Genomic DNA, 23,748 nt, shown 5'->3' with positions numbered 1-23,748 from the left:
AACGTGTCCCGATCCATGCCCGCCTCCCGCGTTCGGTATCCTTCATGATACCAAATCCGGGAATGCATAGCGAACGCTATTTGAGCCTTAAAATTACAGAAGGTCATCCTGAAGCCGCGAAGCGGCTGAGGGACCTCGAGCGCAAGCCTCCAACCCGCTGCAAAGACCTGCAAGAGCGATCCCGTTAACCTGAGCCCGTCGCCCTGGAGTCCACGGCCGGACGCTTGCGTCGGGCCGGGCAAGGGCTTACGTGTTCGGGTCGATCCCCGTTCCGACACTCACAAAGACCCCACAGGCCCCCATGAGCACGCCGCCCCGGACCGGCCCGGCCCGCCCCTCGGACGCCGCCAGCGAGACCTTCAAGCGCGCCACAGCGTCGTGCCTGCGCGCCCTGTCGGCCACCAAGGACGTGACCGTGACCTTCGCCCCGGGCGCCGCCCAGGCCGGCGGCGGGCAGGCGCGCCTGCCGCAGCCGCCGCGCCGCCTGGACGCCGAGCAGGTCACGCGCCTGCGCGCCACCGCCGACGGGCTGGCGCTGCGCCTGCGTCACCATGACAGCCGCGTGCACGGGACCCTGATGCCGACCGCGCCGGAGGCGGCCGAGGTCTACAACACCCTGGAGCAGGCCCGCGTGGAGGCGCTGGGCGGCCGCGCCCTGCCCGGCGTGTCCCAGAACATGGCCCGCGCGCTGGAGGACCGTCTGGTCGCGGACGGCTTCGACCGTGTCAGCCATCCCGACCAACTGCCGCCGGGCGAGGCCGCGCGCCTGATCGCCTTCGACCGCTTCGGCGGCGTGCCCCTGGGCGCGGCCGGCACGCGCCTGCTGGAGATGGCCCGCCGCCGTCTGGAGGCCGATCCGGCCTTGCTGGACGACATGGAGCACAGCCTCGCCGACCAGGGCACGTTCGCGCGCTCCGTCCGGCGCTGGCTGAACGCCCTGGGCCTGGAGGACTACGCCGAACGGGAGTCCGAGCAATCCGAGGAGGAGGCCCAGGGCGCCGACGAGGACGCCACCGGAGAGGACCAGAGCGACGAGGGCCAGGACAGCAAGCCGGACTCGGTCTCCGCCGCCGGGCCGGACAGCAGCGCGGGCATGGACGCCGCCGAATCCGAGGCCGAGACCGGCGAGGACGAGATGGACGACGCCACCGCCGAGGCCATGCGCATGGGCCAGGGCTCGGACGAGGCCGGCGGCGACCCCGGCAGCCGGCGCAGCAACGCCGATCCGGACGACGCCCATCAGGCGCTCTACCGCGCCTATATCGCCGAGTTCGATCAGGTGGTGGAGGCGCAGGATCTGGCTGACCCGGAGGAGCTGAACCGCCTGCGCAGCCAGCTCGACGGCCAGCTCATGAACCTGCAGGGCCTGGTGGCGCGGCTCGCCAACCGGCTGCAGCGCCGGCTGATGGCGCAGCAGCAGCGCGCCTGGGAGTTCGACCTGGACGAAGGCATTCTGGATGCCGCACGGCTGGCCCGCATCGTCGCCAACCCGCTGATGTCGCTGTCCTACAAGCAGGAAAAGGACATGCGCTTCCGCGATACCGTGGTCTCGCTGCTGATCGACAACTCGGGGTCCATGCGCGGCCGCCCCATCTCGGTGGCGGCGCTGTCGGCGGACGTCCTGGCCCGCACCCTGGAACGCTGTGGCGTGAAGGTGGAGATCCTGGGCTTCACCACCAGCGCCTGGAAGGGCGGCAAGTCGCGCGAACGCTGGCTGGCCGACGGCAAGCCCCCCAACCCGGGCCGCCTGAACGACCTGCGCCACATCGTCTACAAGAGCGCCGATGCGCCCTGGCGGCGCGCCCGGCTGAACCTGGGCCTGATGCTGCGCGAGGGCATCCTGAAGGAGAACATCGACGGCGAGGCCCTGCTGTGGGCCCATCACCGCCTGCTCGGCCGGCCGGAGGCGCGGCGGATTCTGATGGTGATCTCGGACGGCGCGCCGGTGGACGATTCCACCCTGTCGGTGAACAGCGGCAACTATCTGGAACAGCACCTGCGCGACGTGATCGAGATGATCGAAAGCCGCTCGGCGGTGGAACTGGCGGCCATCGGCATCGGCCACGACGTCACCCGCTACTACCGGCGCGCGGTCACCATCATGGACGCCGAGGACCTGGGCGGGGTGATGATGCGCCAGTTGCTCGACCTGTTCGAGGACGAGACCACCGGCCGCCGCCCCGGTGGCGGGCGCGCCATGGCCACGCCGCCGTCGCGCGCCGCCGAACCGCCGTCGCCCCGGTCGCTGACCGGCGTGATCTGAAGGCGGCCCGAGGCCGCTCCCGTTCTGTCTCAAACCCCACCGACAAGAGGGTGTCGCCATGGCCTATGATCCCGACAACATCTTCGCCAAGATCCTGCGCGGCGAAATCCCCTGCACCAAGGTGTACGAGGACGAGCACACCCTGGCGTTCCACGACATCAACCCGCAGGCGCCGACCCATATCCTGGTGGTGCCGAAGGGACCGTACGTGAGCTGGACCGACTTCAGCCAGACCGCCAGCGACGCCGAGATCGCCGCCCTGGTGCGGACCGTGGGCCTCGTGGCGCGCGAGGCGGGCGTGGCCGAGGAAGGCTACCGCGTGCTCTCCAACGTGGGTGTCAACGGCAACCAGGAGGTCCCGCACCTGCACATCCACGTGTTCGGCGGCCGCCGGCTGGGCCGCATGGTGCCGAAAGAGTAGGGCGCGGGTTGGTGTCCCCGACCGACGCCCGGCCTTCTGTCGCCCTGGCCGATCTGCCCGACGGGGCGGCGTGCGGGGTCTGCCTGACCGATGCCGAGGGGGAGGCGGTGGCGGCCGTGGTGGTGCGGCGAGGGGATCGGCTTTATGCCTACCGCAACCGCTGCCCGCACAACGGCGTCCGGCTGGACTTCGTGCCGGGCACGTTCCTGTCCGACGACGGCCGGCACCTGCGGTGCGGCACCCACGGCGCGCTGTTCCGCCCCGACACCGGCAAGTGCGTGCGCGGGCCGTGCAAGGGCAAGCGGCTGGAGTCTCTCCACCTGCGGGGTGACGGGCGCTGACCCCGGCTTCGCACGGACCCGCATCCCGGCACACGATGGCCCTTCAAGCGGTTTGCAGGCGCGAACGTTTGCACTAGAGTGCAGCGCTTCACCGTTGCCCGCGTCGGCGCCGCGACCGTTGCCGTCTCGTACGCGCGCCGCCGCACCGCCGGCCGACCCAAAGACGTGCCGAAAAGATGTCCCGGGCCTCAATCCGGGGCCAGAGAACCGGGGAACAAGGAGGAACGCATCCCATGTCCGAAGCACATGTCTTTCCCGTCCCGCAGGACGCCGCCGCCAACGCGCACATCGACTCGACCCGTTACAAGGAGATGTATGCGCGCTCCATCGCGGATCCGGAGGGCTTCTGGGGCGAGCACGGCAAGCGCATCGACTGGATCAAGCCGTACAGCCAGGTCAAGGACGTGTCCTACGACCCGCACGACGTCCACATCCGCTGGTTCCACGACGGCACCCTGAACGTGGCCGCCAACTGCCTGGACCGTCACCTGGAGACCCGCGGCGACCAGACCGCCATCATCTGGGAGGGCGACGATCCCTCCGTGGATGCCAGGATCACCTATCGTGACCTGTACGAGCGCGTCGGCCGTCTGGGCAACGCGATGCGCGACATGGGCGTCAAGAAGGGCGACCGGGTGTGCATCTACATGCCCATGGTGCCCGAGGCCGCCGTGGCGATGCTGGCCTGTGCGCGCATCGGCGCCGTGCACTCGATCGTGTTCGGCGGCTTCTCGCCGGACAGCCTGGCCAACCGCATCCAGGACTCCGAGTGCGTCATGGTCATCACGGCGGACGAGGGCCTGCGCGGCGGCCGCGGCGTGCCACTGAAGGCCAACACGGACAAGGCGCTGGAATCCTGCCCGTCGGTCAAGCACGTGATCGTCGTCAAGCGCACCGGCGCCGACGTGCCCATGAAGAAGGGCCGCGACCACTGGTACGACGCCGCCACGGCCGGCCAGCCGGTGGACTGCCCGGCCGAGGAGATGAACGCCGAGGATCCGCTGTTCATCCTCTACACGTCGGGCTCGACCGGCAAGCCGAAGGGCGTGCTGCACACCTCGGGCGGCTATCTGGTCTACACCGCGATGACGCACGAGTACGTCTTCGACTACAAGGACGGCGAGATCTACTGGTGCACCGCCGATGTGGGCTGGGTCACCGGGCACAGCTACATCGTCTATGGCCCGCTCGCCAACGGCGCCACCACGCTGATGTTCGAGGGCGTGCCGAACTACCCCACCACGTCCCGCTTCTGGGAGGTCGTGGACAAGCACAAGGTGAACATCTTCTACACCGCGCCGACGGCCATTCGCGCCCTGATGCGCGACGGCGAGGACCCGGTGAAGAAGACCAGCCGCGAGAGCCTGCGCATCCTCGGCTCGGTGGGCGAGCCCATCAACCCCGAAGCCTGGATGTGGTTCTACAACGTGGTCGGCGACGGCCGCTGCCCGATCGTGGACACCTGGTGGCAGACCGAAACCGGCGGCATCCTCATCAGCCCGCTGCCGGGCGCGACCGACCTGAAGCCAGGCTCGGCCACGCTGCCGTTCTTCGGCGTCTGCCCGGTGGTCGTGGACAACGAGGGCAAGGAGCTGGAAGGCGCGACCGAAGGCAACCTGTGCATCGCGCAGAGCTGGCCCGGCCAGATGCGCACGGTCTACGGCGACCACGAGCGCTTCGTTCAGACCTACTTCACCACGTACAAGGGCTATTACTTCACCGGCGACGGCTGCCGCCGGGACGAGGACGGCTACTACTGGATCACCGGCCGCGTCGATGACGTCATCAACGTGTCCGGTCACCGCATGGGCACGGCCGAGGTGGAAAGCGCCCTGGTCGCCCACCCGAAGGTGTCCGAGGCCGCCGTGGTCGGCTTCCCGCACGACATCAAGGGCCAGGGCATCTACGCCTATGTGACCCTGGTCGCCGGCGAGAAGGAGACCGAGGAGCTGCGCAAGGAACTGGTCAAGTGGGTCCGCCAGGAAATCGGCCCCATCGCCAGCCCGGACATCATCCAGTGGGCCCCGGGCCTGCCCAAGACCCGCTCCGGCAAGATCATGCGCCGCATCCTGCGCAAGATCGCCGAGAACGACTTCGGCAGCCTGGGCGACACCTCCACGCTGGCCGATCCGTCCGTGGTGGACGACCTGATCGACAACCGCCCGTCCTGATCCCGCGCGGATCAGACCGGACGATCCCGACCCGGCGGGGGCCCCAGCGGCCCCCGCTTTTTTTCGGGTCATCGCGGAAAATCGGGGGCGCGTGGTTTCTGGACCGGCGCGACCACCCGAGACACCCCCTCCCCATCCCTCCCCATTCCATGGGAAGGGAGTCCGGCCGGCCCCTGGTGGACCGGGACGCCTCCCCCATTCATGGGGGAGGTTGGGAGGGGGTTCAGGCTCGAAGCGGGATACCAGAGGAGCCCCTTCTGGTCCGCCGGAATTCCGCGATGACCCGTTCTTTTTTGGGAGCGGGCGCCTCCGCGTCACCCCGCTTCAGTCGCGGTCAGATCGCAAGGGCCTGCAAAGGCTGTGGTTTTCCCATGTGGCGGGACTGCATCGATATGGTACCGTTCCGGAATGGCCGAGGTTGGCCCGGGCGACACGATCGCCCGCCTGCCCGGTCTCCTGTCGAGAGAACGCAGGGACACGGAGCCCGCCGCCGCGTTCCCAGGGGATGGTAGAGAGGCAATCGCGGTGCGGGCGCCGCGCGGCGTTGAGATACGGTCCCGGTAAAGCCAGCACCCCGTCGGCTTCAGGTGATGGCGGGTTACGGTCTTGCCGCAAGGGCCATGGCCCCATGGACGCTCTGACGCAGGGTCGGCCGTTCCGGTTCCGGCGATGCCGTTCCGGGTCACCCCGCGTCGGCGATGTCGTCCGTCGGGCTGTCGGGTTCAATCCTCCGAAGAAGGAGCGCGCACCATGGAGTCGGCCTGTGGGAGAATCCTGCCGGTGTTGTTCGTTACGCTGGCCCTGGCTTTCGTTCTGAATGGTCTGGGAGCCCTCGGGGTCGCCGCCCCCGCTCTCGCCGTCGCCGCCGGTGTGCTGACCCTGGCGGCCGCCGGCCTCGTCTGGCGGGCCAACCGCGCGGCGCTTGAGGCGTTCCACTGGTACGAGGGAATCCTCGACGCCGTGCCGCTGCCGTTGTCGGTCACGGACTCCACGATGCAGTGGACGTTCGTCAACAAGGTCGTGGAAACCCTGTTGGGCAAGACGCGGGCGGAGGTTCGCGGTCAGCAGTGCAGCAACTGGGGCGCCAATATCTGCGGGACACAGGACTGCGGCGTCGCCTGTCTCCGGCGCGGCCAGCAGCGCACCGGCTTCCACCAATGGGACCTGGACTTCACGGTCGATACCCATTACCTCCACAATCGGGCCGGGGAGCCCATCGGTCACGTGGAGGTGGTGCAGGACGTGACCACCAAGGTGGCCCTTGACGGTCTGATGGACCGGATCACGGGGCACGTGACCACCATCGCCACGTCGTCCGCCACGCTCACGGATGCCTCGACCCGGATTGCCGCCTCGACCGAGGAAACCTCGGTTCAGGCCGAGTCCCTGGCCGCCACGATGGAAGAGGCGTCGCGCATGATCGCCGACGTCGCGGAGATGGCCGAGCATGTCTCCGGCAACCTCGGCGACATCGCCAATGCGATGCAGGAGACGACGCGGGCCATCGACGGCATCGCGGACAGCACGCAGAACGGCTCGCGTCTGGCCCTGGATGCCTCGCAGAAGGCCGGCGAGGCCACCACGGTGATGAAGGACCTGGGCGCGGCCGCCACAAAGACCGGCGACGTGACCAACCTCATCAAGGACATCGCGTCCCAGACCAACCTGCTTGCCCTCAACGCCACCATCGAGGCCGCCCGCGCGGGTGAGATGGGCAAGGGCTTCGCGGTCGTCGCCGGCGAGGTGAAGACTCTCGCCAATCAGAGCGCCACCTCGGCCGACGAGATCGTGACCCAGATCGGCACCATGCAGGCGATCGCCGACAAGGCCGTCGCGTCGATCGAGACCGTCAACACGATCATCGCCACGGTCTCGGGGGCGGTGAACGACATCAGCGGGCTGATCGAGCAGCAGAAAGCGGTTGCGACCGACGTGACGTCGAACCTGAACGCCGCCAGCGACGGCAGCAACCGATCATCGGACAGCATCCAGCGGGCCTCGGGCACGATGCAGGACATGGCGGCCGGCATTCACCAGATCAGCCAGTCCACCCGCACCAACACCGAGGCGATGAGCGACATCAAATCCTCCATCGAGGCGCTGGCGTCGATCAGTACCGAGTTGACCACCGTGATCGAGACCCACAGGAAGGCGGGCTGATCCCCCGCCGGTCCGCCGGTCCGGCGGGCCGAGGGCCCGGAACCGCGCGCCCCGACTACCGCGCGGCGATGGTCCAGCCGGTCGGCACGACCACCAGGCAGGAGCGCTGGCGGGCGCGCAGGTCGCGGCAGGCGTCGCGGGCCTGGGCCTCGGTTCCCATGCCCAGCAGACGGGCGCGGTACACCTTACCGTCGCTGATGGTGTGGGGAATGACCCGCACCTTGACCGTCTCCAGGCGCGCGGAGAGCAGGCGCGCGGCATCGCGGGCGGCGGCCTCGGCCGTGGCCAGGGAACTGAACGCGCCGACCTGGATGCCCCAGGTGCCGGGCTCGGCCGGGGTGGGCGCCGCCGCGCCGTCGGGCGCGGGCCGCGGCGCCGGCACGGGCACCCCGGCCGGGGCGGTGGCGGCGACGGTCGGGCCGTCGGCGCCCGCCGGATCGGGCTTGGTCATGGCGACCACGCCGGCGATCAGGGCGGTCAGGTCGGGCGGCGTCAGCCCGGCCTGCACGGGCGCTGGGTCCTCGATCGGGCCGGCGGTCACGCTGGCGACCTGCGGGCCCACCGGGGGCGCTGCCTTGCCGGGCGGCAGGGCGGGCGGAATCGGCGCGGCCGCCACCACCAGCGCGGGGGCCGCCGGCACACCGATCCGGTTCCCGGCGTGCGGGGTGTAGCCCGCCTGGCTGACGATCCGGAAGCCCTTGTCCAGCAGCTCCACCATGTGGTCGTCGCGACTGCGCGCCGTGCGCCCGCCGAAGACCACGCCGATCAGGCGGCGGCCGTTGCGCGCGGCCGAGACGGCGATGTTGAAGCCCGAGGCCGAGATGTAGCCGGTCTTCAGGCCGTCGGCCCCGTCATAGCGCGTCAAAAGACGGTTGTGGCCGGTGTAGGTGCGGCCATTGAACCGGAACGACGTGCTTGAAAAATAGTGATAGTGGTGCGGGAAGTGCTTCATCAGCGCCATCGACAGGATGGCCATGTCCCGCGCCGTGCTCTTCTGGCCCCGGTTCGGCAGGCCCGAGGCGTTCATGAACGTGGTGTCGCGCATGCCCAGGCTGCGCGCCTTGTCGGTCATCAGGCGCGCGAAGCCGACCTCGGTCGAGCCCAGGGCCTCAGCCACCACGGTCGCCACGTCGTTGGCGGACTTCACCACCAGCGCGCGGATGGCGTCGCGCACCGCGATGGTGGACCCCGCCTTCAGCCCCAGCTTGGACGGCGTCTGGCCGGCCGCGCGGCGCGAGACCGACAGCCGCGAGTCCATGTCCAGGCGGCCGCTGTCGAGGGCCTCGAACAGCAGATAGAGGGTCATCATCTTGGTCATCGACGCCGGATACAGCCGGGTGTCGATATGCCGGCCGTGCACGATCCGCCCGGAGGACGCATCGACCACGATCGAGGCATAGCGGGCGGCCGCCTCCCCGGGCATGATGAGGACGAGCATCAGCACCATGGCCAGCGCCCCGCACAGGCGGGCCGGCCAGGAACGCAACGGGGCTCGGGGCTGCGACGGGGACACGGGGGGCCTCCTGCTCGACAGGGTCCTGCGTCAGGGTACGACCGCCCGCCGGAGTCGGGGATCGTGCGGGCGGGCGCCGCGACTTCGCCGCGGCCCGGACGGATGGCGCGCTCATCGCCCGCCAGACCCGCGCCGACCTGGACCGAAAGGGACCTGATCGGTAAAATACAGCGAATTCAAGGGGCAACAGCACTGAGCATAGAAAATCGGTGAGTGGCTGTCCATAGGCGTTTTGATTTGCAAAACGATTTCACACCGCCTGAAATGGCGATCCCGTCCCGCGAACAGAGGGTGAGACCATGCGGCGACTCCGGCCCGTCATCAACACGTGGGTGTTCCGCGCCACCATGCCCCCAGGTGTGGGGAAGCCGGCCGGGCGTCGGGGGCTGCTTGCCGGCGTCCTTCTGCTCGGGCTGGCGGCCTGCACGACCGGCGGAGACATCTCGAATCCGGTCACGCGCAAGTTTACGTGGTTCTCGTTCCTGAATGGCGACGACATCCGCGCGGACTGTGCGGCGGGGGCGCCGGACCGACTCCGGCTGGTGCACAACGCCAACTATACGCACCGGGTGCGGGTGTACGACCTGACCGCCGTCGCGCCCGGCGGTCCCACCGGCGTCCCCCCCGGTATCCCCATGCGGATGACCACGCGGGTGATCGGCGGGCCCACCAATCACGCGCTGGTGACGCTGGGCGATCCGTCCAGCCTGTTCGCGCCGTGGGCGGGCGAGGTCCGGCAAACGACGCTGACCCCGGCCCAGGTGGGGGCGCTGCGCGCCGTGCTCGACCGCGACGGCCTGGGCCAGCCGGCGCCCGCGGGCACGCAATTGCTGTCGCAGCGTTACTGGTGGGTGGCTGTGGGCTGCCTGGGCGGCCGGGTGGCGTTCCAGGTCTGGGCGCACCCGGACCGGGGATATGACGGGCTGGCGTTCCCGGCTTGGCTGCAGGCCCGCGACGGCACGGACATCCCGCTGCGCACGCCGGCGGACGAGCCGCAGCATGCCAACCCGGCGGTCATGGACCGGGACTACGCCAAGCACGAGGTCCGCTTCCGCCTCGCCGTGGGCCGCGACCGTCTGAATCCCTGATCCGGATGGACGGCCCCGCCGCGCCCGCCGCCCCCGCCGCCCCCGGCGGCCGCGCGCGTGGTTGAATCCACCTCCGCCGCGACCCATACTCCCGTCGAGGCCGCGTGCCCGCCCCATCGAATCGTTGCGCGATCGCCACAGGCGGAGGCCGCGGGCACGGCCGGTCCGCTCCGTCCTGGTCCCCCTTTTGTCCGGAACTCACGTCGTCATGCAGGTCACCATCAACGGCGAGCCCCGCCCCCTCGATCAGCCCATGTCCGTGGAGGCGCTGCTGGCCTCCCTCGGCCTCGACGCCCGCAAGGTGGCGGTCGAGCGCAATCGGGAGATCGTCCCGCGCGGGCGCTACGCCGAGACCGACCTGGGCGACGGCGACGCCCTGGAGATCGTGCACTTCATCGGTGGTGGCGCACCCGACACGGCCGCTCCGCCCCGCGCCGAGGACGCGGAAGGCTTCACCGTCGCCGGCCGCACCTTCACCTCGCGGCTGCTGGTGGGCACGGGCAAGTACAAGGACTTCGAGGAAACCGCCCGCGCCATCGAGGCGTCCGGCGCCGAGATCGTCACCGTGGCCGTGCGCCGGGTGAATGTCTCCGACCCCACCCAGCCCATGCTGATGGATTACGTGGACCCCAAGGTCTACACCTACCTGCCCAACACGGCCGGGTGCTTCACGGCGGACGACGCGGTGCGCACCCTGCGTCTGGCGCGCGAGGCCGGCGGCTGGGATCTGGTCAAGCTGGAGGTGCTGGGCGACCAGAAGACGCTGTATCCGGACATGCCGGAGACCTTCAAGGCGGCCGAGGCCCTCATCAAGGACGGCTTCAAGGTGATGGTCTATTGCAACGACGACCCCATCGCCGCCAAGCGCCTGGAGGAGATGGGCTGTGTGTCCATCATGCCGCTGGGCTCCATGATCGGGTCGGGGCTGGGCATCATCAACCCGGTGAACATCCGCCTCATCAAGGAAACGGTGTCCGTGCCCGTGCTGGTGGACGCGGGCGTCGGCTGCGCCTCGGACGTGGCCGTGGCCATGGAACTGGGCGTGGACGGCGTGCTGCTCAACACCGCCATCGCCGGGGCCAAGGACCCGATCCGCATGGCCCGCGCCATGCGCCTGGCGGTGGAGGCGGGCCGGCTGTCCTACCTGGCCGGCCGCATGCCGAAGAAGCGCTACGCCGATCCCAGCTCGCCGCTGGCGGGGTTGATCTAACCAGCCTGCCCCCACTGACTCGGCAACACCGGCCCCGGGTCCCGGCAGATTCTGCCCGGCCGGGGCGCGGATGGGCGGCCCAACCGCACGCGCGCCACGCCAACCCCCTGACAATGAAGACATCCCGCCCCGGCCGCCGCTGGCACGGGCCGTGCTTCGATCCGGCCGGACCCGTGTGTCCGCGTGCCCGAACGTCCCCTCCCGCATCCGCCTGACGGAGCCCGGTCATGAGCGTGTTCGCCTCCCTTCTGACGTCGTCGCAGGCCATGGCGACCCAGTCGCATGTGATGGAGCGCATCAGCGACAACGTCGCCAACATGAACACGATCGGCTACAAGTCGTTCGACGCGCACTTGCGGGACACCATCAACCACGTCACCGGCCAGGGCGACACGTTCCTGTCGGTCAGCGCCGTGGACATCCGCCGCGCCGAGGCCCAGGGCATCGTCCAGTCCACCGGGCGGCCGCTGGACGTGGCGCTGAACGGCCAGGGCTTCTTCATCACCAACCCGGCGTTCGACGGCTCGGGCGAGCAGCACTTCACCCGCGCAGGCTCCACGACCACGGGGCTCGGGGACGACGGCAACTCCTACCTCGTCAACAGTTCGGGGCAGTTCTATCAGGGCTGGGCCCTGGACGCCGATGGCGGTCTGGACACCAGCGGGCCGCTGGGACCCATCCAGATCGACAACATCGAGGGCCTGCCGGGCGAGCCGACCACCGAGGTGGCCTTCTCCGGCAACGTGGACGCCAACGCCACGCAGTCGCGCAACTTCGAGGTCTCGGTCTGGTCCAGCCCGGACGCGGCGGGCGACAACGATCCCTACGCGCTGGTCATGACCTGGACGCCGGGGGCGCCGAACAGCAACGCCTGGACGGTCAGCTACACCGTGCGCGGCCCGGACGGCACCAGCACGCCCCTGCCCGAGACCACCGCCGTGCAGTTCGACGGCCTGGGGCAGTACGTCAGCCCGCCGGATCCGGCCGTGATCTCGGTGCCGTTCGCGAACGGCACCAGCTCGTCGATTTCCGTGGACCTGAGCCACATGACCCAGTTCGGCGGCGGCGGCTTCGTCGAGAACTGGCAGGAGGGCAACGGCTATCCCGAGGGACGGGTGTCCAACACCGCCTTCGACAACCGGGGCCGCCTGATGGTGCAGTACAGCAACGGCCAGTCGCGGGCGCTGTATCAGTTGGCGGTCGCGGATTTCCCGGCGCCGCAGAAGCTGGACGACGCGGGCAGCACCATGTTCACTTACAACCCCGAGGCCGGCGCGCCCGAGATCTACGCGGCTCAGGCGGCCAGCACCCGGACGGCCATCGTGTCCGGGTCGGTGGAGGCCTCGACGGTGGATGTGGCCAAGGAGTTCACCAACATGATCACCACGCAGAAGGCGTACTCCACCTCTGCCACCGTGTTCCGCACCAGCGATGAAATGATGCAGACCGCTTCGGGGCTGAAGCGGTAGAGCCGGCGGCGGGTGAGGGCGACTCACCCGCCTTTTCGGCATCGGCCACGGACGCCAAGGGTGCGCGTCGGCGGCCGTCGGACCTATTTCAGCGTCGCCAGGTAGGCCACGATATCGGTGGCCATTTCGGGCTTCAGCGGCGCCATGACCATGGCGCTCGGTTTTCCCTCGCCGTACGTGTCGCGGAACGTGACCACGTTCTCGATGTATTCCGCCAGCAGTTCCTCGGTCCAGACCTCCACGCCGTTCTGCACGAACAGGGGCGCGGCCTGATAGCGGGTGAAGCCCTCGGCGGCGCCGGGTTCGCGGCCAACCACGCCCCACAGATTCGGGCCGACCATGTGCTTGCCGCCTTCATCGAAGGTGTGACAGGCCTTGCAGAAGCGGTTGGCCAGCTTTTCGCCGTTCGCCACGTCGCCGGCGGCCGAGGCGGCCGTGGCCCCCAGCCCCAGGCTCAGAAGGACACCTGTCGCCGCCATTACGGATTTCAGCATCGCATGGACTCCCTTCGTGAACGCGGGTCACGGCACACGCCGCCCCGCCGGAACCGCCAGGCCGAAGGCCCGGGCCTCCCCACCGCCGCGAGGGGTCGCCTCGCGGGCCGGGGATGCGCGGTCCGGGATGAAGGAAACACGAGAGGTGTGGCCGTTTCAGGGTCGCCGCCAGCGGCCGGACCCGGGGCTCGCCCCAGGCCGTCGCGCGCGGTGGCGCGAAAGGCAACGCGGCTTTCTGGCCGTGCCTGTCTCTCGCGGTGCCCCCTCCCCTTGGCCGGTCCGGACGGTCGCGGATCAGATCACGCGCCGACCGGGCCCATCGACCGCATCTTGGGCCGACCCAACAAACAGGCGAAATAATCGCACAATCATTTCGACCCATCAAGAAAAAGCGGCGCGCCGGCGCAGTCCAAGGGCAGGGGAGCCAAAAGGAGAACGGGTGCGCCCCAAGTCGGACACCCCACGGTCCGTTCGGGGTGCGCCGGCTAGGGCTGTGCGGTGACGCGCGTCCCGCCGGGCGGGCCCGCCACCATGCCGGCCTCCACCCGCAGCAGCGTCTCCAGCTCGTCCGGCGGCACGGGCCGGCTGAACAGGTAGCCCTGGACGATGTCCACGCCCTCGCGGCAGAGGTAGGCGAACTGGTCCTCGGTCTCGACGCCCTCGGCGACCACGACCAGCCCCAGGCTGTGGCCCAGGTTGATGATGGCGCGCACCAGGATGGCGTCGTTGGTGTCCTCCTGCAGGTGCTGCACGAAGGACTGGTCGATCTTCAGCTTGTGCACCGGGAAGCGCTTCAGATAGCCCAGCGACGAATAGCCCGTGCCGAAGTCGTCGATGGCGATGCGGAAGCCCTCGGCGGCGAGCTGGTCCAGGAAGGCCACCGAGCCCGCGTGGCTGCCCATCAGCACGCTTTCCGTCAGTTCCAGGTCGATCGCCTCCGGCGTCAGGCCATGGGCATCCAGCACCGCGCGGATTCGGTCCACCAGATCGGCATCGCGGAACTGCACCGCCGAAATGTTGATGGCCACCGGCACCTGCGGCAGGCCCAGCGTCCGCCAGCGCACGATGTCGCGCGCGGCGTTGTGCAGCACGGCCTCGCTCAGCGGCCCGATCAGGCCGGCGTCCTCGGCCGTCGGGATGAAGGACCCGGGCGAGACCAGCCCGCGCGTGGGGTGGTTCCAGCGCACCAGCGCCTCCATCCCCACCAGGGTGCCGTTGACGTCGTACTGGGGCTGGTAGTGGTTGATCATCTCGTCGCGCTCCAGCGCGCGGCGCAGGTCCCGTTCCAGCCCCAGGCGGATCTGGGCGTCGTTGTTCATGTCGGTGGAGAAGAAGCAGTAGGACTGCCCTTCGATCGAGTTGGCCCGGTGCATGGCCAGATCGGCGTTCTTGATGAGGTTGTCCGGGTTGGCGCCGTCGTCTGGGTACATGGCGATGCCGATGGTGGCGCGCAGCGAGACGGAATGCTCGCCGATCTCCACCGGCGTCTCGATGATGCGGCCCAGGCGCCGGGCGAGGCCGACGGCGGCGTCCGTGCCCTGGTGGCCCACCTGGATCAGGGCGAACTCGTCCCCGCCCATGCGGGCGACCACGTCCACCTCGCCGGCGACGGCGGCGTTGATGCGCGACCCCACGGTCATCAGGATCTGGTCGCCCAGGTCATGGCCCAGGGTGTCGTTGACCCGGCTGAACTGGGTCAGGTCGAGGAACAGCACCGAGACCCGGCTGTTGGCCCAGCGGGCGTGCTGCACGGCCTGGTTCAGGCGGTCGCGGAACAGGGTGCGGTTGGGCAGGCGGGTGAGGGTGTCGTAGTTGGACAGGTAGCGAATCCGCTCCTCGGCCCGTTTGCGGTCGCTGATGTCCTCGTGCACCGCCACGAAGTATTGCGCCCCGTCGTCCGGTCCGCGCAGCGGGGTCACGGTCTGCTGAACGGTGTAGAGGCCGCCGTCCTTGCGTCGCTCCACCAACTCGCCGCGCCACACGTTGTCGCGCTGAATGGTGGCCCACAGGTCCTCGTAGACGGTGGTGTCCTGCTGGCCCGAGAACAGGATGTGCGGGGTGCGGCCCTCCAGTTCCTGCGCCGAGAAGCCGGACAGCCGGGTGAAGGCCTGGTTGACCCAGACGATCTTGCCGTCCCGATCGGTGATGAAGATCGCGTTGGCGGCCACCGACATGGCGGCCGCCTGCAGGCGCAGGAACCCGGTCTGCTGGCTGAGCCGGATGGCGGTGCCCAGGCGGCGGGCCACGATGTCGCAGCGGGCCAGCCGATTGTCCGACAGTCCGGCCGCGCCCCCGTGCACCACCATGAGGCCCACGGTGCGGTCCCCGGACACGATGGGGAACAGGCCGGTCGCGGCGGAGTCTCCGCCGGACTCGGCCGTCGGCGCGCCGGGCAGGGGGGCCGCGACGAAGCGGGGCCGGCCCTGCCCCAGGGCCGGCTCCGCCAGACGGGCCAGGTCCGAGGCCAGCGGCGCGCCCAGCGTGTCGGCCAGCAGGCCCGCCTTGGGGCCGCCGGCCGCGACCAGAGTCAGGGAGTCGGTCCAATCCCCCGTGGCGACCCACACCAGGGCCGCGCGTTCGATGTCCGCCACGCCGGCGCAGACGGTGCGGGTGATGGCGTCCAGCGGCTCCCCGGTTTCAAGCTGACGGTCGATCTGCATGGACAGCCGGGCCACCGGGGTGGGCGCGGCCGACCGTTGACCGTGCACCAGGATCATGGCCCCGGCGAGGCCGGTCCCGCCGGGTCTCAGCACCTCGACCGGGACGACCCGGCCGTCCAGCGCCTGGGCGAGCACGCCGAGACCGGGGCTCCGGGTCCCCGGTTCCGACGGCACGCGCTGCGGAATCTGCTCCAGCGGCGCGGGGTGGGCGGCCAGAGCGGGAAACAGGTCGGTCCAGGCATGGCCGGTCAGGTCGGCGGTCTCCGGCCCGCCCAGCATCTGGCGGGCGCAGCGGTTGGCCCAGGCGATGCGGCCGTCCGGGTCCAGGCGCAGCACACCGTGATCCACCACCGCCATGGCCGCGGCCGCGTCGCCGTCGCCCCCGTCGTCCGGGGCCGCCGCCGCGCCGCACGTGCGCCAGCCGGCCCACAGCGCCGCCGGGACGAGCCCGAAGACCAGGGCCTGCTCCATGTCGCGCAACATGCCGGTATCGATCCAACCCGGCGCCAACATCAGGGCGGCGGTGGACCCGAAGGCCAGGGCGCCCGACAGCAGGCACAATGCGACCGACAGGGACGCGGCGCGTCCCAGTGTGCGATGCGCGACAAGAGCGCAGCCCAGGAACAGAAGCCCGCGCGCGGCATGCACGGGGCCCATCACCTGCTCGATCGGGACGTTCGCCGTCATTCCGGCGCCCAGCCAGATCAAGGTGACCGCGACGACGAGGATGGCCAGCCCGCTCGACAGCCGGTCCGGCCCCGGTCCCCGCAGGCCGAACAGAATCAGCGCCGGCACGACCGCATGGGCCGCACCACCGACGAAGACCGCCACCGGCTCGCCCGGCGGCAGCGCCAGACTCCACAGGAACCCGGCGGCCTCGCAGGCGAGGGCCAACGCCAGCCAGGCCCCCATCTCCCGCACCGCCGGAGCGACCCGGATGAGGGCGAGCAACACACCAGCCATCACGAGGCCGGTCATGACGGATCCCATGTCAAAAAGGGAGGTGCCGGACATGGAGAAAGTGATCCTCGCCCTGTTCCCGACGTTTGGCCTGCGCCATGCGCGGGCCGATCATGCTCCATCCCGGTCCCCTGACGCAATGGAGGGTTACCCGGCCGTCCCCGGAAACGAGCCTCGGGGGCGAAAAAAACTGCGGCCTTTGGACTCACCCTTGGGCGAACCCGTGATACAGTCGCGGTGGCGGCGCTCCCGGCGGCGCCCTGAAGACCCGGAGGGACGGCGGCTGTGCAGGGCCGGCGACCCCGGTTCCAGCCCGGGGCGGCCTCCGCTCCGGACCGTCCTGCCCCGAGGAACCCGCCTGCATGTCCATCGCCACCATTCTCGGCGTCGTTTTCGGTTTCGGCCTGTTTGTCGGCTCGGTCGTCCTGAGCACCGACAACGTGTTCGTCTTCCTGAACCTGCCCAGTTTCATCATGGTGCTGGGCGGCACGCTCGCCGCCACCTTCATCTCGTTCGAGCCGCGCTTCGTGGTGCACTCCCTGCGGGTGATGACGAGCATCCTGCTGGCCAACGAGCAGACCCGCGCCATCCTGACCCACGAGGTCGGCCGGGTGATCCGCTGGGGCTACGTGATCCAGAAGGGCGGCCTCGCCGGCCTGGAGAGCGACGCCGCCAAGGCCCGCAAGGTGGACCGCTTCCTGGGCTACGGCATCGACCTGGTGGTGACCGGCTACACCGGCCAGGAGGTGCGCGACATCCTCGCCAACACGGTCGAGACGACGTTCCAGCGCGCCACGGTCTATTCCGACATCCTGCGCAACATGGGCTCGACCTCGCCCGCGTTCGGCATGATCGGCACCCTGGTCGGCCTCATCATCATGCTGGACAACATGGGCGACGATCCGGCGTCGATCGGGCCGGGCATGGCGGTCGCCCTGGTGACGACGCTCTACGGCGTGCTGGCCGCGCGGCTGGTGTTCCTGCCGGCCGCCAACAAGGTGCAGCAGCGCGAGGAGATCATCCGCTTCCGCAACTACCTCCTGGCCGAGGGGCTGGCGCTGCTCGCCGAGCGCAAGAGCCCGCGCTACATCCAGGACAAGATGAACAGCTATCTGGACCCGGCGCTGCACTTCAGCATCGACAGCATGATGCGCGACCGCGGCTAGCGGCCGGGGAGGTGAGACCGAGCGGCGTTGGGTGTGACACCAGGGCCGGGCGGGTACGGCGCCGAACCGGCGGAGGTGAAGAGACGGGTGGGTCGGTTCCACCCCAGGCAACGCCATTCCGCGTCCGACGCGTCTTAACGTGTCGGACGCGGCCGGCCCGACCGGGCCGGCGCCCAAGGCGCCGCGTCGCGGCGCCTTTCCAGAGATGGCCGCCCTTGGGCGGCCGGGGCCGCGGAGGTGAAGAAACGGACAAGTCCGTTTCTTGACCGATCATGTAAAAAACGAGGCCAGCCATGTTCGACAACCTCGGCAATCAGTGGTCCCGCAAGGCCCCCAAGCGGGAGGGCGAGGACGACTGGATCACCACCTTCGCCGACATGGCCACCCTGCTCCTGGCCTTCTTCGTGCTGTTGGCGGCCATCTCCAAGGTCGATCCGATCATGTTCGAGCAGGTCAAGGCCGGCATGGCCAAGGGCATCGGCCAGCGCGACATCGAACGGCCCATCGAGGCCCTGCGCAACGACATCACGGCGGCCATCGACCTGATGAAGGTGGACGACGTGGTCGGCCTGGGCGTGGACCAGCAGGGGCTCATCATCGAGTTCGCCAGCGCCGGGTTCTATCCGCCCGGCTCGGCCGAGTTGCGGCCCGAGGCGATCCACGTGTTCGAGCAGATCGCGGCCACCCTCGAAGGTCCCAAGTACCGCAACTTCCGCATCGAGGTGCAGGGCCACACCGACGACACGCCCGTCAGCTCGCCCCGGTTCCCCACCAACTGGGAGCTGTCCGCCAGCCGCGCGACCCGGGTGGTGCGGCTGTTCGAGGAAGAGGGCCTGGCCTCGGAGCGGATGCGCGCCGTGGGCTTCGCCGACACCGCCCCGAAGGTGCCCAACCGGGGGCCGGAAGGCACGGCGCTGCCCAACAACCAGGAAATCAACCGCCGCGTGACGGTGCGCGTCACCCCGCGGTAGTCAATCTGTCCCGCCCAGACCCCAGGGCGCGCCCCAGCGCAGGCCCGCCAGGGTGTCCGTGCGCGGGTGGTAGGCGCAGCCGATCCAGCCGCCGTAGCCGTGGGCGTCCAGCAGGTCGAACAGATACCCCCAGTTGATTTCGCCCAGCCGGTCGGGCTCGTTGCGCCCCGGCACCCCCGCGATGCGGACGTGGCCCAGGTGGGCCATGGCGTCTTCCAGGGTGTCGGCCAGCGCCCCCCGTTCCATCTGGGCGTGGTAGACATCGTACAGCAGGCCCAGGGGACGCTCGCCGATCTCCTCGACCACCTGCAGCGCGTCTTCCGGGCGGGTGAGGAAATACCCCGGCATGTCGGCCGGATTGATCGGCCCGATCAGGATGCGCACGCCATGCTCGCGGCCCAGGGCGGCGGCGGCCTGAAGGTTGGCCATGTAGGTTTCCAGCGCCGGGCCCCAATCGGCCTCGTCCACGATCCCGGCCATGACATGGACCGCCGGACAGTCCATCATGTCGGCGTAATCCAGGGCGATCTCCAGGCTGTCCGCGAACTCCGAGTCGCGTCCGGGCAGCGCGGCCAGGCCCCGTTCGCCCGCCGCCCAGTCGCCGGGCGGCGCGGTCAGGCAGGCCACGGTGACGCCGGCCATGGCGGCCCGGTCCGCCAGCCGTTCCGCAGCGTACTGGTAGGGGAAGCCCAGTTCGACGCCCTGAAAGCCGGCCCGGGCCGCCGCGTTGAAGCGGTCGGGAAAGGGCTGCTCGGTGAACAGCATGGACAGGTGGGCGGCGAAGCGCGGCATGGTTTGAGTGACTCCCGTGTTGACCGGCGGTACGTTCCGGAAAATATAAGACTCTTCCCATGCGTGGCGTCGTGCAGTATGTCGCCCCGACACAACATGGACGGATGACGATGACGATTCAGGATCTGGCCGCCAAGTACGATCTGCGCCTCCCGCGTTACACCTCCTACCCGACGGCGCCCCACTTCTCGCCGGCGGTCGGTCCGGACACGTACAAGCAGTGGCTGGGCGAACTGGACCCGGCCACGCCGCTGTCGTTGTACACCCACATCGCCTATTGCGAGGAGATGTGCTGGTTCTGCGGCTGCCACACCAAGATCACCAAGCGCTACGACCCGATCGCGGACTATCTGGACGCGGTGCTGACCGAGATCGACATGATCGCGGACCTGCTGCCGACGCGCATGGGCTTCAAGTTCATGCACTTCGGCGGCGGCAGCCCGACGGTGCTGAAGGCCGAGGACTTCTCGCGCCTGATCCGCCACCTGCGCAGCCGCTTCGAGATGCTGGACGGCGCCGAGATCGCGGTGGAGATGGACCCGCGCACCGCCACCGAGGACTACGTCAAGGCCATGGCCGACGTGGGCGTGACCCGCGCCAGCATCGGCGTGCAGGACTTCGAGGCCGAGGTGCAGGAGGCCGTCCACCGCGTCCAGCCCTACGAGATGGTGGCCCAGGTGGTGGACTGGCTGCGCAAGCACGGCATCACCGACATCAACATGGACCTGATGTACGGCCTGCCGTTCCAGACCACCGCGAGCATCGAAAAGACCATCGACCGCGCCCTGGCCCTGGGGCCGCGCCGGGTGTCGTACTTCGGCTATGCGCACGTCCCCTGGATGCGCACCCACATGAAGATGATCCCGGAACAGGCCCTGCCCAGCGTCACCGAGCGCTGGAGCCAGTACCTCAACGGCTCGGCCCGGTTCGTGCACAACGGCTATGTGGCCGTCGGCCTGGACCACTTCGCCGCCCCCGACGACGAACTGGCGCTGGCGCTGAACAACCAGGCCCTGAACCGCAACTTCCAGGGCTACACGACCGACACCGCGCCCGCCCTGATCCCGTTCGGGGCCTCGGGCATCGGCTCGCTGCCACAGGGCTACGTGGGCAACCAGGGCGAGATCGGGGCCTACAAGCGCACGGTGCGCGCCGGCACACCGCCGATCACGCGCGGCCTCGCCGTCAGCCACGAGGACAAGCTGCGCCGCGCCATCATCGAGCGCCTGATGTGCGACCTGAGCGTGGACCTTGAGACGGTGGCCGCCGAGTACGGCGCCTCGGCATCCGATTTCGAGGCGGAACTGGCCCAACTGTCCGACCTGGAAGCGGACGGGGTGGTCATCCGCGACGGGGCCCGCCTGCGCGTCACCGACATGGGCCGCCCGCTGGTCCGCGCCGTGTGCGCCAAGTTCGACCAGTACCTGAACGTGGGCGAGAAGCGGCACAGCCAGGCGGTTTAGGCCTGACACGTCATCCTGAGCCGCTGAAAGCGGCGAAGGATCTCGGGAGGCCGGGTGGCTTTCGGCTCGGCCCATGAACGCCGTGATGCCGGGCGGGCGTTGCACTCCCGCCCGGATCGATTTCATCCCCACGCATTGGGCGAAACGGTCCGGACGGGGCTGCAAGCCCCGTCCGGCATGATGTGCGCCTCTCTGTCACGTCACCCTGAGCCGCTGATAGCGGCGACGGATCTCGGGCGGCCGGGTGGCTTTCGGCTCGACCTGTGCACGCCCCCGCCCGAGATCCTGCGGGCGCTCCGCTCCCTCAGGATTGTCTGTTTTTTCGGGGTGCCCGGCCTGACGGGGACTCCCTCCGGACCCACCTCGGTTCGGCTCGATTCGCGGCCCGAATCGACGGAACCCGCGTGCTTCCCCCACGACACTTCTACCGATGCGCGCAGACTCGGACCCGGCGGGGCGCGACGAGCGCGGCGATTCGGCCTCCTTCTTTCGCAGGAGAAATCCTCCTTTGGGAGGGAGGGTTTGGCGCGGAACCGCGGGGTCTCGGGCCGCCTGTCGGGTCATGTCCCCGCACCCCCGCCCCGGGAAAGACCCATATTAAATTGGTGTCATGCTTGCCAGCCACGGTCGCATCCCTGCATAGTTAATGGGCGCATGGACGTATTGCGCTTCGATCATGGGCGGAGGGGGAGAGTGCTGCCGTGACCCAGGTGACCGTGAAATGGTATAATCCAAAGAAAGGCTTCGGCTTCGTCCGTCCGGACGAAGGCCTGCCAGACGCCTTCCTGCACGTGTCCGCCGTGGAGGCCCGGGGGCTGGAACGGCTGCCCGAGGGCACGATGCTCAACTGCACCCTGATCGAGGGGCCCAAGGGGTGGGAGGTGCAGAGCATCGACGACGTGCTGGACGTGCCGGAGCCCACGCGCGCCGCGCCGCCGGAGGCGATCAGCGACGGCTGCACCGGCGTCGTCAAGTTCTTCAACGCCTACAAGGGCTTCGGCTTCGTCACGCGGGAGCCCGACGAGGCCGACGTGTTCGTCCACGTCCGCACCCTGGAACAGTGCGGGCTGAGCGACCTGATCGAGGGCCAGACCGTCACCATGTCGGTGAGCGAGGGACCCAAGGGCCTGCAGGCCGACCAGATCGCCATCGTCGCCCAGCCCGAGCGGCCCGCCGGCCCGCTACTGCGCTGGCGCACGGCCTACGCGGTCGGCGACGACGCCACGGACGAGGAACACCGCGAACTGGTCTCGCTGGTCAACGCCCTGCACGACCGCTGGAGCAGCAACGCCGCCCGCGACGACATCGCCCGCCTGTTCGACCGCCTGATCGCCAGCGCGGTGGTCCACATGGACCGCGAGGACGACCGCCGGGGCCACGGCCCGGGCGAGCCCCTGGCGTCCAGCCGCTGGAGCTGGATGAAGGACATGCTGCACTTCCGGCAGCGCAGCCTGGAGCCGGCGCGGCCGCCCCGTTTCACCGAGGACATGGCCGAATTCCTGCGCGCCTGGGTGACGGCGCACATCCTCGCCGAGGTGGGCGGCCAGCCCCATGTGGTGGAGGTCGCCGCCGCGCAGGGGTGAGCGGGCGGGGCCCAACAGCCCGAGCACGACGCGGGAGACGGGCGGGCGAGCCACACGCCCGCCCGGAGCCTTGCCGACACGTCTCATCTCAGCGGCGGCGGAGTGTGGCTCACCCGCCGAGCAGGCCGGCCACGGGCTTCAACGGTCATCGCCAAAGGCCGATGGGATCAGTTCGCGGCGCCTGCCCGCGTATGGCGCAGATACAGCGCTTTAAGGATCAGATAGAGCGCCTTTTCCTGTGGCTCGCCGGACAAGATGTACGACAGAATATCGTGGCGCATGTCCATGGTCAGGCGGACGGAAAACGGCTCTTCCCGGTCAATTCTGTTTGATTCAAAATAGTGGATGATATTCAACACAAAATCGAGGGCCAGAACGGCCTCGCGCGCGTCGATAAGATCTTGTTTTGATTGATTGAACTGGTCCGCCGTGCCCCGGAAGTCATACTTTTGCTCCTCATCATACTCATGCTCCTGGAAATTTCCGAGAAACTGAATCGATGTCAGCGCGTGGAGAAGCAGAGCGGCCCGCTTGATATGTGAAAGCTTCTTTGTCGTCGGGTGGGTTTCCTGGTTGAGCCAGACCTCGCAACGCTCGACCCAGCGGCGATGGATTTGTTGCAAGGCACCCGGAACGAAATCAACGTGGATCGAATACACCCTGAATTGCTGAAAACAATAGGATCGGAAACCGTAGTTGAAGTCGTCGAAATCTTCCTGCCAACGCTTGAACGCGCTTTCATTGAAATCGATCACGGGTTCGCGCCTTGCCTGATTTTGCATAAAAAAAGGGTGCGGGGTCCCAAGGCCGCCGCACCCGGCTCCTGCCACGTCATACTCTGGAAAGCGCAACCATTTCTGCGGAAAAGGCTTATCCCTTTGCTTCCGGCGCGATCAACATATCGTAGGTGATGGGCCCTTTGGTGGTGACGATGCCCAGTAGGGACCGAAAGGCTGCGTGCCGGGTGCGGCGGCGGTTGAAGCGGAAGACGAACTCATCGAGGTAGGCTTGCAGATGCTTGCG

17 protein-coding genes and 1 pseudogene are annotated in these 23,748 nt (G+C 69.1%); 12 read left to right on the top strand and 6 right to left on the bottom strand.

The annotated features are described in order from the left end of the window. Window positions 1–301: 301 nt before the first annotated feature. From cobT to GHC57_RS15570, 5 genes are all read left to right on the top strand, one after another. Window positions 302–2,263, top strand: a complete 1,962-nt coding sequence (gene cobT, locus GHC57_RS15590; RefSeq protein WP_153345924.1) for a cobaltochelatase subunit CobT — start codon at window positions 302–304, stop codon at window positions 2,261–2,263. Between the two features lie 58 nt (window positions 2,264–2,321). Then, window positions 2,322–2,684 carry a histidine triad nucleotide-binding protein gene (locus tag GHC57_RS15585; protein ID WP_153345922.1) on the top strand — a complete coding sequence of 121 codons (363 nt, stop codon included), beginning with the start codon at window positions 2,322–2,324 and terminating at the stop codon, window positions 2,682–2,684. Window positions 2,685–2,695: 11 nt separating this feature from the next. Then, window positions 2,696–3,025, top strand: a complete 330-nt coding sequence (locus GHC57_RS15580; protein ID WP_343031191.1) for a Rieske (2Fe-2S) protein — start codon at window positions 2,696–2,698, stop codon at window positions 3,023–3,025. Window positions 3,026–3,258: 233 nt separating this feature from the next. Then, the gene (gene acs / locus GHC57_RS15575) at window positions 3,259–5,196 is read left to right on the top strand and encodes an acetate--CoA ligase (protein ID WP_153345917.1); all 1,938 of its coding nucleotides are present in this window, start codon (window positions 3,259–3,261) and stop codon (window positions 5,194–5,196) included. A 780-nt stretch (window positions 5,197–5,976) separates the two neighbouring features. Continuing rightward, window positions 5,977–7,356 (top strand): methyl-accepting chemotaxis protein, encoded by a 1,380-nt coding sequence (locus tag GHC57_RS15570; protein ID WP_170294919.1) that lies wholly within the window; start codon window positions 5,977–5,979, stop codon window positions 7,354–7,356. 55 nt (window positions 7,357–7,411) lie between these two features. Here GHC57_RS15570 and GHC57_RS15565 read toward each other — a convergent pair whose 3' ends face one another. Then, window positions 7,412–8,869: a serine hydrolase gene (locus GHC57_RS15565; RefSeq protein ID WP_343031190.1), complete on the bottom strand. Its 1,458-nt coding sequence runs from the start codon at window positions 8,867–8,869 to the stop codon at window positions 7,412–7,414. Between the two features lie 299 nt (window positions 8,870–9,168). Here GHC57_RS15565 and GHC57_RS15560 point away from each other — a divergent pair, with 299 nt between their 5' ends. The 3 genes from GHC57_RS15560 to GHC57_RS15550 all read left to right on the top strand — a co-directional run bounded on the left by GHC57_RS15560 (window position 9,169) and on the right by GHC57_RS15550 (window position 12,636). After that, complete coding sequence (locus tag GHC57_RS15560; protein ID WP_153345914.1) at window positions 9,169–9,957, top strand: hypothetical protein; 789 nt, start codon at window positions 9,169–9,171, stop codon at window positions 9,955–9,957. Between the two features lie 208 nt (window positions 9,958–10,165). Next, window positions 10,166–11,167 carry a sulfur carrier protein ThiS gene (thiS, locus tag GHC57_RS15555; protein ID WP_153345912.1) on the top strand — a complete coding sequence of 334 codons (1,002 nt, stop codon included), beginning with the start codon at window positions 10,166–10,168 and terminating at the stop codon, window positions 11,165–11,167. A gap of 227 nt (window positions 11,168–11,394) precedes the next feature. Then, window positions 11,395–12,636, top strand: a complete 1,242-nt coding sequence (locus GHC57_RS15550; protein WP_153345910.1) for a flagellar hook protein FlgE — start codon at window positions 11,395–11,397, stop codon at window positions 12,634–12,636. An 83-nt stretch (window positions 12,637–12,719) separates the two neighbouring features. On the opposite strand, the gene GHC57_RS15545 is transcribed toward GHC57_RS15550, so the two are convergent. Together GHC57_RS15545 and GHC57_RS15540 are read right to left on the bottom strand one after the other, a co-directional pair. Continuing rightward, window positions 12,720–13,130 (bottom strand): c-type cytochrome, encoded by a 411-nt coding sequence (locus tag GHC57_RS15545; RefSeq protein WP_153345908.1) that lies wholly within the window; start codon window positions 13,128–13,130, stop codon window positions 12,720–12,722. Between the two features lie 485 nt (window positions 13,131–13,615). Further along, window positions 13,616–16,768: a sensor domain-containing protein gene (locus GHC57_RS15540; protein ID WP_153345906.1), complete on the bottom strand. Its 3,153-nt coding sequence runs from the start codon at window positions 16,766–16,768 to the stop codon at window positions 13,616–13,618. Between the two features lie 344 nt (window positions 16,769–17,112). Here GHC57_RS15540 and GHC57_RS15535 point away from each other — a divergent pair, with 344 nt between their 5' ends. Next, window positions 17,113–17,916 carry a motility protein A gene (locus GHC57_RS15535; protein ID WP_153345904.1) on the top strand — a complete coding sequence of 268 codons (804 nt, stop codon included), beginning with the start codon at window positions 17,113–17,115 and terminating at the stop codon, window positions 17,914–17,916. Window positions 17,917–18,209: 293 nt separating this feature from the next. Further along, window positions 18,210–18,887 (top strand): OmpA/MotB family protein, encoded by a 678-nt coding sequence (locus tag GHC57_RS15530; protein ID WP_153345902.1) that lies wholly within the window; start codon window positions 18,210–18,212, stop codon window positions 18,885–18,887. On the opposite strand, the gene GHC57_RS15525 is transcribed toward GHC57_RS15530, so the two are convergent. Beyond that, the gene (locus tag GHC57_RS15525; protein ID WP_153345900.1) at window positions 18,888–19,679 is read right to left on the bottom strand and encodes a hydroxypyruvate isomerase family protein; all 792 of its coding nucleotides are present in this window, start codon (window positions 19,677–19,679) and stop codon (window positions 18,888–18,890) included. A 110-nt stretch (window positions 19,680–19,789) separates the two neighbouring features. On the opposite strand from GHC57_RS15525, the gene hemN reads away from it, so the two are divergent. Together hemN and GHC57_RS20320 are read left to right on the top strand one after the other, a co-directional pair. Further along, entirely contained in the window at window positions 19,790–21,142 is a 1,353-nt protein-coding gene (gene hemN / locus GHC57_RS15520; RefSeq protein ID WP_425500687.1) for an oxygen-independent coproporphyrinogen III oxidase, read from the top strand. 701 nt (window positions 21,143–21,843) lie between these two features. Beyond that, complete coding sequence (locus GHC57_RS20320) at window positions 21,844–22,725, top strand: cold shock domain-containing protein (protein WP_343031189.1); 882 nt, start codon at window positions 21,844–21,846, stop codon at window positions 22,723–22,725. Window positions 22,726–22,892: 167 nt separating this feature from the next. Here GHC57_RS20320 and GHC57_RS15510 read toward each other — a convergent pair whose 3' ends face one another. Both GHC57_RS15510 and GHC57_RS15505 read right to left on the bottom strand, forming a co-directional pair. Beyond that, the gene (locus GHC57_RS15510; protein WP_153345896.1) at window positions 22,893–23,480 is read right to left on the bottom strand and encodes a hypothetical protein; all 588 of its coding nucleotides are present in this window, start codon (window positions 23,478–23,480) and stop codon (window positions 22,893–22,895) included. Between the two features lie 115 nt (window positions 23,481–23,595). Next, window positions 23,596–23,748, bottom strand: a pseudogene (locus GHC57_RS15505) (IS1595 family transposase); the annotation flags it as partial.

The organism is Roseospira navarrensis, assembly GCF_009601025.1.
Lineage (GTDB): Bacteria > Pseudomonadota > Alphaproteobacteria > Rhodospirillales > Rhodospirillaceae > Rhodospira > Rhodospira navarrensis.
Note: the sequence above shows the minus strand (reverse complement) of the source record. Positions and strands in the feature narration are given on the sequence as shown.